The organism is Paenibacillus sp. FSL R5-0341, from assembly GCF_037975235.1.
Taxonomy (GTDB): Bacteria; Bacillota; Bacilli; order Paenibacillales; family Paenibacillaceae; genus Paenibacillus; species Paenibacillus amylolyticus_A.
The window spans coordinates 5,267,548-5,281,836 of the sequence record NZ_CP150241.1; the positions used below are offsets into that span (position 1 = coordinate 5,267,548).

13 protein-coding genes are annotated in these 14,289 nt (G+C 48.0%); 3 read left to right on the forward strand and 10 right to left on the reverse strand.

Translation table 11 applies throughout. The features are described from left to right. Nucleotides 1-92: 92 nt before the first annotated feature. Complete coding sequence (locus MKX75_RS23620) at nucleotides 93-221, forward strand: hypothetical protein (RefSeq protein ID WP_017692471.1); 129 nt, start codon at nucleotides 93-95, stop codon at nucleotides 219-221. Between the two features lie 169 nt (nucleotides 222-390). Here the strand turns inward: MKX75_RS23620 and MKX75_RS23625 are convergent, their stop codons facing one another. The 5 genes from MKX75_RS23625 to MKX75_RS23645 all read right to left on the reverse strand — a co-directional run bounded on the left by MKX75_RS23625 (nucleotide 391) and on the right by MKX75_RS23645 (nucleotide 5,486). After that, on the reverse strand, nucleotides 391-1,608 hold the full coding sequence (locus MKX75_RS23625; protein ID WP_076333152.1) for an ABC transporter permease: 1,218 nt from the start codon (nucleotides 1,606-1,608) through the stop codon (nucleotides 391-393). 2 nt (nucleotides 1,609-1,610) lie between these two features. Beyond that, nucleotides 1,611-2,363 (reverse strand): ABC transporter ATP-binding protein, encoded by a 753-nt coding sequence (locus tag MKX75_RS23630; protein WP_062837910.1) that lies wholly within the window; start codon nucleotides 2,361-2,363, stop codon nucleotides 1,611-1,613. 27 nt (nucleotides 2,364-2,390) lie between these two features. Then, complete coding sequence (locus tag MKX75_RS23635; RefSeq protein ID WP_339167093.1) at nucleotides 2,391-3,764, reverse strand: DEAD/DEAH box helicase; 1,374 nt, start codon at nucleotides 3,762-3,764, stop codon at nucleotides 2,391-2,393. Between the two features lie 434 nt (nucleotides 3,765-4,198). After that, nucleotides 4,199-4,972 (reverse strand): SDR family oxidoreductase, encoded by a 774-nt coding sequence (locus tag MKX75_RS23640; RefSeq protein WP_339167095.1) that lies wholly within the window; start codon nucleotides 4,970-4,972, stop codon nucleotides 4,199-4,201. A 55-nt stretch (nucleotides 4,973-5,027) separates the two neighbouring features. Continuing rightward, nucleotides 5,028-5,486, reverse strand: coding sequence for a chemotaxis protein CheX (locus MKX75_RS23645; protein WP_062837913.1), 459 nt, complete (start codon nucleotides 5,484-5,486; stop codon nucleotides 5,028-5,030). 456 nt (nucleotides 5,487-5,942) lie between these two features. On the opposite strand from MKX75_RS23645, the gene MKX75_RS23650 reads away from it, so the two are divergent. Both MKX75_RS23650 and MKX75_RS23655 read left to right on the forward strand, forming a co-directional pair. Continuing rightward, nucleotides 5,943-6,845, forward strand: coding sequence for a LysR family transcriptional regulator (locus MKX75_RS23650; RefSeq protein ID WP_036605798.1), 903 nt, complete (start codon nucleotides 5,943-5,945; stop codon nucleotides 6,843-6,845). A 30-nt stretch (nucleotides 6,846-6,875) separates the two neighbouring features. Then, on the forward strand, nucleotides 6,876-7,685 hold the full coding sequence (locus tag MKX75_RS23655) for a histidinol-phosphatase (protein WP_339167096.1): 810 nt from the start codon (nucleotides 6,876-6,878) through the stop codon (nucleotides 7,683-7,685). Nucleotides 7,686-8,140: 455 nt separating this feature from the next. On the opposite strand, the gene MKX75_RS23660 is transcribed toward MKX75_RS23655, so the two are convergent. The 5 genes from MKX75_RS23660 to sdhA all read right to left on the reverse strand — a co-directional run bounded on the left by MKX75_RS23660 (nucleotide 8,141) and on the right by sdhA (nucleotide 14,251). Next, entirely contained in the window at nucleotides 8,141-8,773 is a 633-nt protein-coding gene (locus MKX75_RS23660) for a GNAT family N-acetyltransferase (RefSeq protein ID WP_339167098.1), read from the reverse strand. Nucleotides 8,774-8,940: 167 nt separating this feature from the next. Further along, nucleotides 8,941-9,672 carry a metallophosphoesterase family protein gene (locus MKX75_RS23665; RefSeq protein ID WP_339167100.1) on the reverse strand — a complete coding sequence of 244 codons (732 nt, stop codon included), beginning with the start codon at nucleotides 9,670-9,672 and terminating at the stop codon, nucleotides 8,941-8,943. A gap of 265 nt (nucleotides 9,673-9,937) precedes the next feature. Then, nucleotides 9,938-10,912 carry a metallophosphoesterase gene (locus MKX75_RS23670; RefSeq protein ID WP_339167102.1) on the reverse strand — a complete coding sequence of 325 codons (975 nt, stop codon included), beginning with the start codon at nucleotides 10,910-10,912 and terminating at the stop codon, nucleotides 9,938-9,940. A 175-nt stretch (nucleotides 10,913-11,087) separates the two neighbouring features. Next, a complete protein-coding gene (sdhB, locus tag MKX75_RS23675) occupies nucleotides 11,088-11,852 on the reverse strand; it encodes a succinate dehydrogenase iron-sulfur subunit (protein WP_062837919.1) in 765 nt (254 codons plus the stop codon). 656 nt (nucleotides 11,853-12,508) lie between these two features. Beyond that, the gene (gene sdhA / locus MKX75_RS23680; RefSeq protein WP_036673387.1) at nucleotides 12,509-14,251 is read right to left on the reverse strand and encodes a succinate dehydrogenase flavoprotein subunit; all 1,743 of its coding nucleotides are present in this window, start codon (nucleotides 14,249-14,251) and stop codon (nucleotides 12,509-12,511) included. Nucleotides 14,252-14,289: the final 38 nt, after the last annotated feature.

A 14,289-nucleotide genomic window follows, 5' to 3' on the forward strand; every position in this document is an offset into this window, starting at 1 on the left:
CCGGGCATCGGCCCAATCAGCCTACCCCCAAGGCACATAATATACGATGTACGCAAGGGCGTGCCAAACAACCACTTGAAAGGGGAATGACCATGTCTGGAGTTGAAGATACAAGAGGCGGTTATGGATGCGGCGGTTACGGCGGAGGATTTACAAACACAGGTGCCATTCTCGTTCTTTTCATCTTGCTCGTGATTATCACTAAATCGTTCCTCTGTTAGTACCAATACACACTTGCGCGAGAATCAAGTGATCTGACCGCATGATTCCATTACAGCACAAAGAAGGGTATACCGGGATACAGCCCGGAATACCCTTCTTTTGTTATCTTTTGTACCTCTCACTGATGAACTCAATCTAATCATCCGAGTTGGTCAGGTGTCCGATCGTTTACTCGTCATCTTCTTCCTTCAACCACTTGTTACCTTGCGAACGCCGCATGATTACAATGACCAGTATGCCCAATACAAGTGCCACTCCAGTGATGCTTAGTCCACTCACTCCGGCAGCTAGCATAGGCAGCCACATGAGCAATGCAGCCAATGCGTGCAGATGGAATATGAATCCTAACACCTGGGAACGACGACTTTCTCCCGAGATCGGATAGATCATAATCCAGAACGATTCACTATGACTGCGACGCAGCGCGCCTAACTGAACACCTGCAAGCAACAGGAAGAACAGATACACACCTACACCAAAGTAGCTGCCTGCTGTCCACCAGGATAGTAACATGCCCAGTACAACTAGGCGTAACACAATTGAGAACACTTCAGTTCGAATAAACGTTTTGGTAATCAGATATCGGTAAGCTTTCCCTGCATTCCAGGGAAGACCGCTCCCCAATTTGCTAAGCCAGCGACGCGAACTTACTTTCTGTCCGGATGAAGGTACATCCACAAACCAGCCAAGCGTCCGCATAACCCTGCCAGCCTGCCCCTGCTCCACCTGAATCAATCGTTCCCACGCTACCCGATGTTTCACCGGTATACGCAAGGCGACGATGTAGACGACAGCCAGCAGCAGCAGGAACCAGACGCTGCGTTGCGGTGGCTGCCACAGCCATGCGCCAACCGCCAGCACTGCCAGAGCCCATCGCAAGAGACGATATCCTCTTGCTGCCCCGAGCTGAACCATTCTTAGCTCTTGCCACGCTCCATAACTGGACAACCCTTTCCACAGCAACAGGAATACGATGAACCAGCCAAATGGCCGTGCATCCAGATCTGCTCTGACATAGAGAGGCCACAGTGTAACAAATACCAGCAGCAAGCCCAGACTTTTATAGATGACACCCCGGGCAAAGCTATTCTTCAAATACTCCTGCATCCGGTATTCCTGTGGTCGCAGGAACACGATATCTGCCGGAAGCAGATATGTACGATAACTGCTAAACAGCACTAGCGGTGCCAGCAGCAACAATGCAATCCAGCGAATCGGAAATTCAGCCGGAATGTTCTGGACAAACGATGTATACCAGGCGGAGAACGCAATGACGAGAAATAAAAAGACCATAGCTACACCGCTCTGGATCACATAACCCAGATAAGGAAGAATTCCGTTCCAGAATCCTGTGCGTCTTTGCTTCCATAGCAGCTTGAGATCCATGCTCAATCCCTGCCTTGTACGAGGGAATAGAACATGTGCTCCAGCGTGGCATCCGATTCCCCGAATTGGGAGCGCAGTTCATTCAGCGTCCCTTGAGCAATAACCTGCCCACGGTGCAGAACGATAAAACGGTCACAGTAATTTTCAATCGTGGACAGAATGTGTGAACTGAGCAAGATGGATGATCCAGATGCTTTCATTTCAAGCATAAAATCAAGCAAGGAGCGAATACCGAGCGGGTCCAGCCCCAGGAAAGGCTCATCAATGATGTACAGTGGTGGTCCGGCCACAAAAGCACACATGATCATAACCTTTTGTCGCATCCCCTTGGACAGGTGAGTCGACAGACTTGTACTTTTCTCATTCATGCGGAACAATGCCAGCAATTTCTCTGTACGTTGTTTGAAGTCAGCCTCCGACACATTGTACGCTCTTGCCGTAAATTCCAGATGCTCCATCACCGTCATCTCATCATACAGTTCAGGTGATTCAGGTACGAATGCCATGGCCGATTGGTAGATCTGCGCATCCTCGTCCCTCTTCTTGCCCATCACTCGCACTTCGCCCTGTTGAGGGGTCATCAAGCCGAGGATATGTTTCATGGTTGTGCTTTTGCCAGCACCGTTTAATCCGATCAGTCCGACCATCTCTCCACGTCCGACTTCCAGATCGATGCCGTGAAGGACCGGCCGTTTGGCGCTATAGCCTCCGCTTAGCCCGCTGATTTGCAGAACAGGCGATTGAACGTTTTCCATCTATCCCTGCACCCCTTTCGTCAGATTCTATTCTTCGGAGCGTGGCGTTTTGTCTTTACTCCACTTGGGTGCTCCCTTGTTTTTACGATCCTGTTCGCGCTCCGTGCGGCCTGTATTGCCAGCTGGTTTGCTACCCGCTGGACGCGAATTGGAGATTGTAGCTCGGGTACCGCCATTGCGGCTGCCCTGACCTGGTTTGCGATCTCTGGATTGTCCTGGTTTTCTGGAGAACGAATGTCCCTCAGGACGTGTGTCCGGACGCGGATCAGCCTCCAATACTTTACCGCCAAAGAGTACACGTTCCGGCAGTTCAATTCCGAGTTCGCGTGCGAATTTACGCATAATGAAGATCTGTGTTTCGTCCACAATGGACAGTACAATACCCGAGCGCCCCATCCGGCCTGTACGACCTGCACGGTGAACATAGTGCTCCGAGTCAAATGCAGGGTCATAGTTAATGACCATTGGCAGGCCTTCGATATCCAGTCCTCTGGCAGCGACTTCACTGGCGATCAGCAATTGCAGTTTACCGTTACGGAATGCAGACAATACGTTACTGCGGGTCACTTTGTCAGCATCGCCATACAGCGCAGCAGCGGACAAGCCCAGATGATTCATTTTCGCTTCCACTTCACCAATATCCTCTGTTGCATTCACAAATACAATTGCCCGATCCGGGTTGTACTGTCTAACCAGACGACGCAGCATGTCAATTTTGTTGCGGTTCTCTTCTACAAAATAAAAATGCTCAAGGCCCGCAGCCGTAGCACGGTCCGGTTCAATTCCGATCTGAACAGGCTCTTTCATCTCACGCTTTGCGAGTCCAGCCGTATGCTCATCAATGGTTGCTGACAGGAAAATCAGCTGACGGTCGCGCAGTGCACTTTTCAGAACAAAGTTCACGTCACTTACGCCGCCAAGTTGGAATACCTGATCCGCTTCATCAATAACAATGGTGGAAACGTTGTGCATTTTCAGTTTTTTGAGTGTAATCAATTCTTTCAGTCGTCCCGGTGTACCCACAACCAATTGCGGATGCTCACGCAGCTTCTCGATCTGACGTTTAGCCGCTGCGCCACCAATCAGACCCAATACGCCGATCTTGCGTTCTTCCCCGTAGCGCTGTGCCTCACGTACAATTTGCATCGCCAGCTCTTGTGTTGGTGCAATAACAAGCTTCTGAGTACCTTTGATTTCCATTTTGATGGATTGTAACAGTGGCAGCAAATATGCCAACGTTTTTCCTGTTCCCGTCTGGGATTTGGATACGACATCTCGGCCTTCCAAAATAACCGGGATTGTCTGAGCCTGCACAGGTGAAGGTTCGTTAATGCCATGTTTCGCCAAAACGGCCTCCAGATCCTGTTCCACGCCAATTGAAGCAAATGTTTGATTCGTCATGTATGTCCATCCTTTTAATTTATTCATTTTGATGTTATATAAGTTCAACTAATTATTATTTACACTGACACTTCGAGGACAGAACAACCTTCCGATCACTGTTATCCCCAGATTTTTTTGATTCCTTTTTTAAAAGGAAAAATCCGGGGATAAACGGCAAGCATATGCTTCCGATGCAGCTTTCTTTCAGAAAGCTTTTAGCTTCGCTTCTTCAGGTTATTTCTGTCCTCTCCGTTATTGTGTAAATGTTAGTTGAACATATAAGTTGCTTGTACGGATATAACCGAAGCCTGTCATCACATTACCTTTCATTATATGCGAAAAAAGCCCGTGGACCAAATCTTATTCAGGAATTGTCCATTTGCACACAAAAAAAAGAAAAGCCCCTCGGCGGAGCCTTTCTTTCATCCCGAATATGATGCCCAATATTGCATTTACTTCTGATTCATTACACCGTGCGACAATCGATCCGCAAGACGTGGAAATAGCTGGTACAGCCATATGCCAGCAGAAGCAAGTCTTGGCAGATTCACTTCTTCCTTGCGCTTTTTCATCGCCCGAATCATATGACCCGCAACGTCTTCCGGTTTCAACATCATCCAGCGTACATTATTCACATAATTGCCAGATGGGTCAGCCCGATGGAAAAATGGTGTATCAATCGGACCTGGGTTAATCGTTGTCACCAGGACTCCGGTCTTGCGAAGCTCCTGACGCAGCGCGTTACTAAATCCGAGTACAGCATGTTTCGTAGCCGTATAGGAAGCGGATTTTGCCGTACCGATTTTGCCGGCCATAGAAGCCACATTCACAATCTGTCCTCTACCCCGTTCCAGCATCTGTGGCAGCACTGCTTTGGTACAGCGGACAATGCCCATGTAATTGACGTCCATCATCTCATCGAATTCCTGTACAGACATGTCCGTCATAGCTGCGAATTTTCCATAACCCGCGTTATTCAGTAAAATGTCAATTTGTCCGTATTTATGCAATATCGCATCCACAGCTTCCTGAACCTGCTCACTATTCGTAACATCAAGCGTGAGCAATTCATGTGGCCCTTTCAGCGAAGCACCAATCTCTTCCAGCTTATCCCGCGAACGGGCAGCCAGAATCGGGATGGCTCCTTCTTCTATCAGCATCTGCGCACAAAGCGCACCGATACCACTCGATGCACCTGTGATAAACACTACCTGATCTTTCAGCATCCGTGATGTCCTCCCGTATGAACACATATTGCCTTTTGAGGCGTATGGTTCTATTCTACGAGATCATGACCTGAATATCCATCTCACCAATGCCGTCCATCAGCAAAGGAATGCTCAGTGCTTTCGTTGCACTAAATGTAGTCAAGTGTTCGGATTTCATCACTTGTGGAGGTGTAATATCAACCACAACACCTTGGTTCGACAGGATCGTACTGGCATTACCACTGATCATATTACCGAGTTCCGAAATAGCACTCTTGCTCATTTCATCCATTTCTGTAATGACGAATCCGCCCATCATCGCAGATACAATTTTCAGTGCAACTTGTTCGTTGATTCCAAATACAATATTTCCGCTAAGTTGTCCGGTCATTCCGATCACGATCCAGACATGGTCTGCAATGAACTCTACATTCTTCACGCCAAGACTCCCGGTGGAAGGCGAAACCTGGATGAGCTGTTCGAATACGTTCCGTGCCGATTCCAGGAAAGGATTAATCACTTCCGCTTTCACTGTCTATGTCCCCCTCACACTGGGTTATTGGTCACACACCAAAAGTCCCATATTCATTAAATTTATTATACTTTATCACGTACAAGAATTCATTAAGAATTCGTTAAATCATGTGTACTATAATTTATCGTCATCCGTGGGGCAAATGTTTATAGCTGATTCTAGCGAATAAACAGAGCTTTTCACTTCTTTTGCAGAAAGCTTTTCAATCATCGTACGTGGTAAAAGGTATTTAGGACTTTATGACTGTTTTCTCACAACTGTTAAAAAAATCAATTTCTTGCATTCGCGTTTTTTCACAGTCTCTTGAACTACTTTTTATCCCAACAATCACCTTCATTGCTCTGCTGTCCTGAATCACCTATAATTTAAGATAACGGAACAATAACCAGTTACGGGATTTCATCGCACCAAACACTACATAATCAAGATACTTTGCCTGCAAGGAGGTCACCTATGAACATAAGCCAATTGGAGACACTAATTACCATTTCCAAAACGATGAGCTTCCGCAAGGCGGGAGAACTTCTGAACCTGACCCAGCCTGCCGTCTCGGCCCAGATCAAAAGTCTGGAGGATGAATTCAGCACCGTTCTTGTGGATCGCAACCAACCCGTCACCCTGACAGACCGTGGACAGGTATTCCTGGAGCATGCTGAACGGATGCTCGACATCGTCGATGAGTTGAAACAAAAATTGTCCGATCTCGATGAAACGCCTCAGGGACGTATCGTGCTGGGTACAACAACTTCCATTGCTATTCAGATCCTGCCAAGGGTGTTATCCTATTTCCAAGATCAATTCCCGCTGATTAAAACCAGTATTCAATCCCTGCCTTCATCACAGATCTATACCCAGGTCGAAAATGGGCTGGTTGATATTGGTATTGGTTATCTCACGGAGCGCAATCCCAACCTGAATACCTCTGTACTGTACTATGACACATTTGAACTCGTGGTATCTCCTTCCCATCCGCTGGCGAAGAAAAAACATGCTGCAGTGGATGTGCTCCGCAGTACACCATTGATTCTGCTGTCCCCGGATACCGTAGGACGACGGTTTACAGAAACCATTTTTAAGAAACATAATATTGAACCTAATATTGTGATGGAGTTGTCTAGCAGCGAGGAAGTGAAACGGATGGTCGAGATTGATCTCGGAGCAGCTGTCATATCCAAACAATCGGTTGCCCATGAGTTGCGCCAAGGTACTCTGAGAATGATACCCTTAAGTGAGCTGGAGGTCAGTCACCCTGTTGGTGTCATTTATAAGTCCAGTCGTTACCTCAACTCAGCAATGCAACAATTCATAAGTGACCTCAAAGGCATGCCGGAAACCCAATTCATCAGTTCAGAATGACAATGAGCCATGAGAAAGGAAGGATTCCATATGAAATTCGATCTTCACACACATCATTTTCGTTGTGGTCACGCAGACGGCAACATCCGCGATTATATAGAGGCAGGTATTGAGGCAGGACTTCAGGCCATCGGCATCTCGGATCATACGCCATACTTTGGCAGTGAGCTTGAGCAGGCATTTCCCCGGATCGCAATGGGCAAGTCGGAATTACAGCATTATGTGGAAGAAGTCCTTGCTCTGAAAGAAGAGTACGCAGGTAAAATCGATGTACTGCTCGGCATTGAATCTGACTATTTCCCTGCTCATGCGGAATTGTACCGCACCACACTGGGACAGTATCCTTTTGACTATATTATTGGTTCCGTTCATCATACCGAGGATGTGAGTATCTTCAACAAAACCCGGTGGAACGGACTGAGCAGTGCTCGTAAAGTTGAAGTAAAAGAAAGCTATTATTCATTGATCCGAGAATCGGCTCGCAGCGGTATGTTCCAGATCCTTGGGCATATTGATGCGATGAAAGGAAATTATCCACCCTTCTCCGAAATTATCGCTGATCAGGCCATTGATGAAACGTTGCAGGTCATTGCAGAATCCAACGTAGCCATCGAAATTAACACATCAGGCAAAACCAAACTCAGCGGTGGCTGGTACCCGTCAGATGCCATTCTGGAACGGGCGCATCATTATGGAGTGAAGGTGACCTTCGGGTCGGATGCTCATAAACCGCAGCGGGTTGCAGACGAGTTGGATGACGTTCGTACACGTCTCAAGGAGATTGGATTCACCGACTGGGTGTACTTCAAACAGAAACAGATGCAGGTTGTACCACTGTAAAAAATATCAGACCACATAGAAACCCCCACAGCGCGCTTGTTCACGTTGTGGGGGTTTAGGTTTAATTCTAAATTAAAAATATTATATAACATTTACACGATAACGGAGAGGACAGAAATAACTTGAAGAAGCGAAGCTAAAAGCTTTCTGAAAGAAAGCTGCATCGGAAGCATATGCTTGCCGTTTATCCCCGGATTTTCCCTTTTCAAAAGGGAATCAAAAAATCTGGGGATAACAGCGATCGGAAGGTTATTCTGTCATCGGAGTGGCTGTGTAAAAAATTCAAAAAAAATGAACCCGCTCGCGCGGGTCCCAACAGCATTATCTATTATCAAAAAGGGGGTCATGAGATAAGTTTACCCCCTGTCTGTTAGAGTTCAATTGCAGCTATATTTCATTTGTGTAACAAATAATTGAAGTTCGATTCATTCACGTTTGACTACTCTTAATCTATGTTATTGCGGCTTGTCAGATACCAGGGTTTGAAAGTCTTTCTTCTGAAGCGGATGTACGTATTGTTCCCGGTACATGCTGTACACTTTGACATCCATTAGGGATTCTGATGCCTCGTCATCTTCATCGTGCAGCCCGAATGAGGGAAGACTCCGCTCATAGGACATCCCTATTTTGCTTAGCACCCGTTCTGAAGATACATTGGCCTCATAACAACGTGCCTCCACCCTCCACAAATGAAGATCGTCAAATCCAAACTGCAGCAACCTCTGTACAGCCTCGGTAGCCACACCCCTGCCCCAACAGGATCTGTTCAGGATATAACCAATCTGTGCGGTTCCATTCTGATCATTCCAGTGCTGGAATGACGTGATCCCGATGACCTGTTCTTTGCCTCTCCAGCAGATCCCATAATGTAACGAATCCAGCTTGGCACTGCTGCTCCGTATCTGGTTCAATAACCGTCTCGCCCTGATCGGTGTGGGCTGGCTTCCCCTATTCACATACCGGATAACTTGAGGATCGGAAAAAAGTTCCGATAATGTACTGTAATCACTTTGACGCAATGATCGCAGGACAAGACGCTCTGTCCACAAAGCAGGCAGACCTTGAACCAACATTTTTCGGGTAAGCATGACAATCGCTCCTTTTGCCTAAACGGGCTCTAGTCCGGTAAGACAAGCATGCTCTGAAGATGATCCGGCGTAATACCATTTGAACTGATCCACGAACTTTAGTATTCGCTTTTAGTGTTCATATATTGCATCATTCAATTCCTAACCCTTAAGGGTTAGGAGGCTGACTACTCCTGCAACCCACGATAGACCCCCTTACGAATCTCACGGATATAAAAATCCAATGCAGGAACATTTGCCGACTGTGCAGCTTTTACTTCCCGCTCAATATCATAAGGTACCCGCACAAATTGAACATTGAATGGGATATTGTTATCATTGCTATCTTCACCCTCCAGAATACAGTAGGAAGCCTGGGGAAGATCCAGCGGATTACCTACACTGCCTGCATTAAACAGTAGCTTGCCATTCATATACTGCAAGTATGCGTTATGCACATCACCATAACCCACGACGTCTGCTATACCTTGGTCAGGCTCATCAGCCGGAGGATCAAACATTGCTAACCTCTTTTCCAGCTCATCCCAAGGCTGTACACGATGGTATACACTTTGAGGTGAAGCATGAACCAGGCGGATAGTGCGACCGCTCAGCTTAAACTGATGACTGAAAGGTAGACTTGCCAAGTATGCCAAACGTTCCTCACCAAGCCGTTCTGCTTGCCAAGTGAAATTCTCGTTGTCCTGGTTAACGGCAACCAGTTCATCCCAATTACCGCGGATGACAAGTTCGCACGTCGCTCTCACCTGATCAACAACCTGTACCGGTTCTGGTCCTTTGCCCACGAGGTCACCGAGACAAAAGATTCGCTCTACGCCACGACTTCGGATATCTTTTAGCACTGCTTCCCAGGCAGTCATGTTGCCATGAATGTCGGATACAATCGCAATTCGTTCCATCTGGATAACCTCCATTCATGTTGAATCGTTCACTGTTGTACGTTTACACTTGCCACTCCGATGACAGAATAACCTTCCGATCGCTGTTATCCCCAGATTTTTTGATTCCCTTCTTCAAAGGAAAAATCCGGAGATAAAGGCGAAGCATATGCTTCCGATGCAGCTTTCTTTCAGAAAGCTTTTAGCTTCGCTTCTTCACGTTATTTCTGTCCTCTCCGTTCTCGTGTAAAAAGTTTAGTTGAACTAATATGATCTCATATTCCTTTTATGTGGTTAATCCTTTAAGCTCAAACACCGTTAGTTCGGGTCTGCACAGAAAACGAATGGGCAGTTGGGTCATGCCAAAACCACGATTCACATATACGGGCATCTGTGTCTGGGTGGAGTAATATACCCCCTGGACATCCGTGTAATACAACCCCTGAACATACTTATGCGAACCTCGCGGAGTCGTCAGCGCCCCCACCCAGGGAAAACGTACCTGTCCACCATGGCTATGACCGGAAAGCTGCAATCCGAAACCATAGGGAGTGGCAATGTCGGCATAATCCGGTTCATGCATGAGCAGAAGCTTCCACACATCATGATCCAATTCCTTGATAGCTTGGGCAGGATCAGGTCTGCCTGTCAGCGCGTCATCGAGACCAGCTATGGCCAGACGTTCTCCCCCTTGTTCAATCACCACATGTTCGTTCCGCAACAAAGTGAATCCGGCTTCACGGAACATGGTTGCAACTTCATTCTGCTGTCCGCCCCGATAATCATGATTCCCCAAAACCGCAAATTTTCCATACTTCGCTTGCATGGAAGCCAATATCGGAATACATTCACGCATTGGCTCTGCTTCCCTCTCAACGATGTCTCCGGTAAAACAGATCAAGTCCGGTTGCTGCTCTTTAATCGTTGCTGCCAGCTTCTTCATCTCTTTCACCCCGGTATGAAAACCAAGATGAGCATCGCTAAACTGAACGACACGCAATCCGTCAAATGCCTTTGGAAATTTCGGCAGTTTCAGCCCCACTTGCTTGATTTCCAGACGACGCGGCTCCCAAAGCCAGGCATAACCTCCTGTAAGCAAACTGGCACCTGCCGTCATCAAAACCATACGCAATAAGAAACTTCGGCGAGAGGGATCATGATCCTTTTCTTCTCCAGGAAACACAGACTCTTCTGCACCTGGTGCCTTGTGCGAGCGCTGGGACGGCGAGTTGTTACTACCCTGACGCGGTGTCTCTGCCATATCTCCCCCTCCTTCTACGCTCCATATCCATCCCCTTAGTATACCATATTCTGCATGGATGGCCCGGTTCCTCTGCTTCTTTGTAAAAAGAAGCCGGGATCTCCGGCATGTTGCTGCACGGGATCACGACTTCTTCTAAGTTGCAGATTGCACTTCTGCACATGTTATGAGGAGATTATACTCCCAACCAGCGTTTGAACATATGCTTGGTCGTTTGTTTGTTCATTTCGGCAATGGAGGTTGTCAGTGGAATACCTTTTGGACAAGATTGCACACAGTTCTGTGAGTTACCACAGCCCTCAATGCCTCCGTCTTCCATCAACGCTTCCAGACGATCATCGGCGTTCATCTCCCCTGTTGGGTGAGCATTGAACAGGCGCACTTGGGAAAGCGCTGCTGGACCAATAAAGTCTGTCTTCTCATTGACGTTCGGGCATGCCTCCAGACATACACCACATGTCATGCATTTGGACAGCTCATATGCCCACTGACGCTTCTTCTCAGGCATCCGTGGACCTGGACCGAGGTCATAGGTACCATCGATCGGAATCCATGCTTTAACGCGTTTCAGGGCGCTAAACATCCGGGTACGGTCGATGACCAGGTCACGAACCACCGGGAATGTCTTCATTGGTTCGATGCGAACAGGCTGTTCAAGCTTGTCGATCAGGGCTGCACACGCTTGACGTGGCTTGCCGTTGATGACCATGGAGCAGGCACCGCAGACTTCTTCGAGACAGTTGGAATCCCAGCACACGGGAGCAATGGATTTGCCATCTGTATTAACCGGGTTACGCTGAATCTCCATTAGGGCGCTGATCACGTTCATGTTGGGACGGTACGGAAGCTCAAATTCTTCGTTGTACGAAGATGACTCCGGGCTGTCCTGACGGGTGATGATAAACTTGACGGTTTTGTTGGCTGTAGCTTGTTCCGCCATATCGTTGTCCCCTCCTCTGGTGACGATGATTGTATTGCTGATGCGCAAAATGGTTTGGTGCACGGGAGACGCTTCGTCAGCGGAATGCCCCTCTGATCGCTGTTATCCCCGGATTTTTTTGATCAACCCTTTCCAGGGTTAAAATCCGGTGATAAAGGCGAGCGCTTCGCTTCTTCTGGGCATTTCCGCTTCCTCCGCTACGTCGTGCACTGGGTCACTTTGCTGGAAACTGCACTCCATTCATGTTGGATGGCAGCATTGAAGTTCTGAAGCATCGCTAAGGCGCGTTGCTTCTTCAGGGCATTTCCGCTTCCTCCGCTACGTCGTGCACTGGGTCACTTTGCTGGAAACTGCACTCCATTCATGCTGGATGGGCAGTATTGAAGTTCTGAAGCATCGCTAGGCGCTTTGCTTCTTCTGGGCATTGCTGTTTCCTTCGCTATGTTGTGCACGTGGGTCACTTTACTGGAAAACTGCACTCCATTCATGCTGAATGGGCAGTATTGAAGTTCTGAAGCATCGCTAGGCGCTTGCTTCTTCTGGGCCTTTCCTTCACTTTGATTGCAGTAACTTTGAAGAAGCTTTGCTTCTCCAAAGTTCTCCTGCCTCTCCGTTCAGGTGTTTAACTATTCATTGCATGAATAGTATGGTACTACTTAATCCTTAGAGTAGTCCCGGATACGTGGTGGGATCAGGGATACGTCTACGGGCTCGTACGAGATTTTCGGGCCTTCCTTCGACCAGCTTGCGATGGTCGTTTTCAGGAACTCTTCGTCATTACGCTCCGTAAATTCCGGTTTGTAATGCGCGCCACGGCTTTCGTTACGCAGCAGTGCGCCCAGCGTCATCGCTTCTGCCAACTCAATCATGTTCCACAGTTGGCGGGTGAACGCTGCGCTCGGGTTGTTCCAACCGGAGCTGTCGTACATGTTGATTTTGCCGTAACGCTCTTTCAATTCCTTGATCTTGCCGATCGTGGCTTCAAGCTTGTCGTTGTAGCGTACAACCGTCATGTTGGCTGTCATCCACTCGCCAAGCTCTTTATGAATGACATAGGCATTTTCCGTGCCCTGCATTTTCAAGATGCCTTCGTATTTGTCGCTTTGTTGTTTGGTGTGTTTCTCGAATACGGAAGATGGGATATCAGCGGACGATTTTTTGAGTCCTTTGATATATTCAGCCGCTTTCGGTCCAGCCACCATACCACCATAGATCGCGGATACGAGTGAGTTTGCACCCAGACGGTTCGCACCATGGTATTGATATTCACATTCACCAGCTGCGAACAGCCCCGGAATGTTGGTCATTTGGTTGTAATCTACCCACATGCCGCCCATGGAATAATGGACTGCCGGGAAGATTTTCATCGGGATTTTACGCGGGTCATCGCCCATGAACTTCTCATAGATCTCAATGATTCCGCCGAGTTTAACATCAAGCTCCTTCGGATCTTTGTGCGACAGGTCGAGATAAACCATGTTCTCGCCGTTCACACCCAAGCCCATGTCTACGCAGACGCTGAAAATTTCACGAGTCGCGATATCACGCGGAACCAGGTTACCATAGGACGGATATTTTTCTTCAAGGAAGTACCACGGCTTGCCGTCTTTGTACGTCCAGATCCGTCCACCTTCACCACGCGCGGATTCGGACATGAGACGCAGCTTGTCATCCCCTGGAATGGCTGTCGGGTGAATTTGAATGAACTCACCGTTAGCATAATTCACACCTTGCTGATACACCGCACTTGCAGCTGTACCTGTGTTAATTACCGAGTTGGTCGTTTTACCGAAGATGATACCGGGACCACCACTCGCCAGAATAACTGCTTCTGCCGGGAAGGTCTGTACTTTCATCGTTTTCAGATCCTGAGCTACGATCCCGCGACATACCCCTTCATCATCCAAAACGGCCTGCAGGAATTCCCAGTTCTCGTATTTCGTAACCAGGCCCGCTGCTTCCCAGCGACGCACCTGCTCGTCTAATGCATAGAGCAATTGTTGCCCTGTTGTCGCTCCGGCAAACGCCGTACGGTGATGCTTTGTTCCCCCGAAACGACGGAAATCAAGCAAACCTTCCGGTGTCCGGTTGAACATTACGCCCATACGGTCCATCAAGTGAATGATGCCAGGTGCTGCTTCGCACATCGCTTTAACAGGAGGTTGGTTCGCAAGGAAGTCACCGCCGTATACCGTATCGTCAAAGTGTACCCATGGGGAGTCACCCTCACCCTTGGTATTTACCGCTCCGTTAATGCCGCCTTGTGCGCATACAGAGTGGGATCGTTTAACAGGAACCAGTGAAAATAAATGAACATGGACTCCGGCTTCAGCCGATTTGATCGCCGCCATCAAGCCTGCGAGACCGCCGCCCACAATAATTACATTCGTTGATGCCATTGCTGTTCACTCCCTTATAAGTCAGCATTTATACGCTA

What these genes read in the sequence shown, in the direction of transcription:
- MKX75_RS23620 (WP_017692471.1), top strand. Translation starts at nt 93, where the DNA reads ATGTCTGGAGTTGAAGATACAAGAGGCGGTTATGGATGCGGCGGTTAC.
- MKX75_RS23625 (WP_076333152.1), bottom strand. Translation starts at nt 1,608, where the DNA reads ATGGATCTCAAGCTGCTATGGAAGCAAAGACGCACAGGATTCTGGAAC.
- MKX75_RS23630 (WP_062837910.1), bottom strand. Translation starts at nt 2,363, where the DNA reads ATGGAAAACGTTCAATCGCCTGTTCTGCAAATCAGCGGGCTAAGCGGA.
- MKX75_RS23635 (WP_339167093.1), bottom strand. Translation starts at nt 3,764, where the DNA reads ATGACGAATCAAACATTTGCTTCAATTGGCGTGGAACAGGATCTGGAG.
- MKX75_RS23640 (WP_339167095.1), bottom strand. Translation starts at nt 4,972, where the DNA reads ATGCTGAAAGATCAGGTAGTGTTTATCACAGGTGCATCGAGTGGTATC.
- MKX75_RS23650 (WP_036605798.1), top strand. Translation starts at nt 5,943, where the DNA reads ATGAACATAAGCCAATTGGAGACACTAATTACCATTTCCAAAACGATG.
- MKX75_RS23655 (WP_339167096.1), top strand. Translation starts at nt 6,876, where the DNA reads ATGAAATTCGATCTTCACACACATCATTTTCGTTGTGGTCACGCAGAC.
- MKX75_RS23660 (WP_339167098.1), bottom strand. Translation starts at nt 8,773, where the DNA reads ATGCTTACCCGAAAAATGTTGGTTCAAGGTCTGCCTGCTTTGTGGACA.
- MKX75_RS23665 (WP_339167100.1), bottom strand. Translation starts at nt 9,672, where the DNA reads ATGGAACGAATTGCGATTGTATCCGACATTCATGGCAACATGACTGCC.
- MKX75_RS23670 (WP_339167102.1), bottom strand. Translation starts at nt 10,912, where the DNA reads ATGGCAGAGACACCGCGTCAGGGTAGTAACAACTCGCCGTCCCAGCGC.
- sdhB (WP_062837919.1), bottom strand. Translation starts at nt 11,852, where the DNA reads ATGGCGGAACAAGCTACAGCCAACAAAACCGTCAAGTTTATCATCACC.
- sdhA (WP_036673387.1), bottom strand. Translation starts at nt 14,251, where the DNA reads ATGGCATCAACGAATGTAATTATTGTGGGCGGCGGTCTCGCAGGCTTG.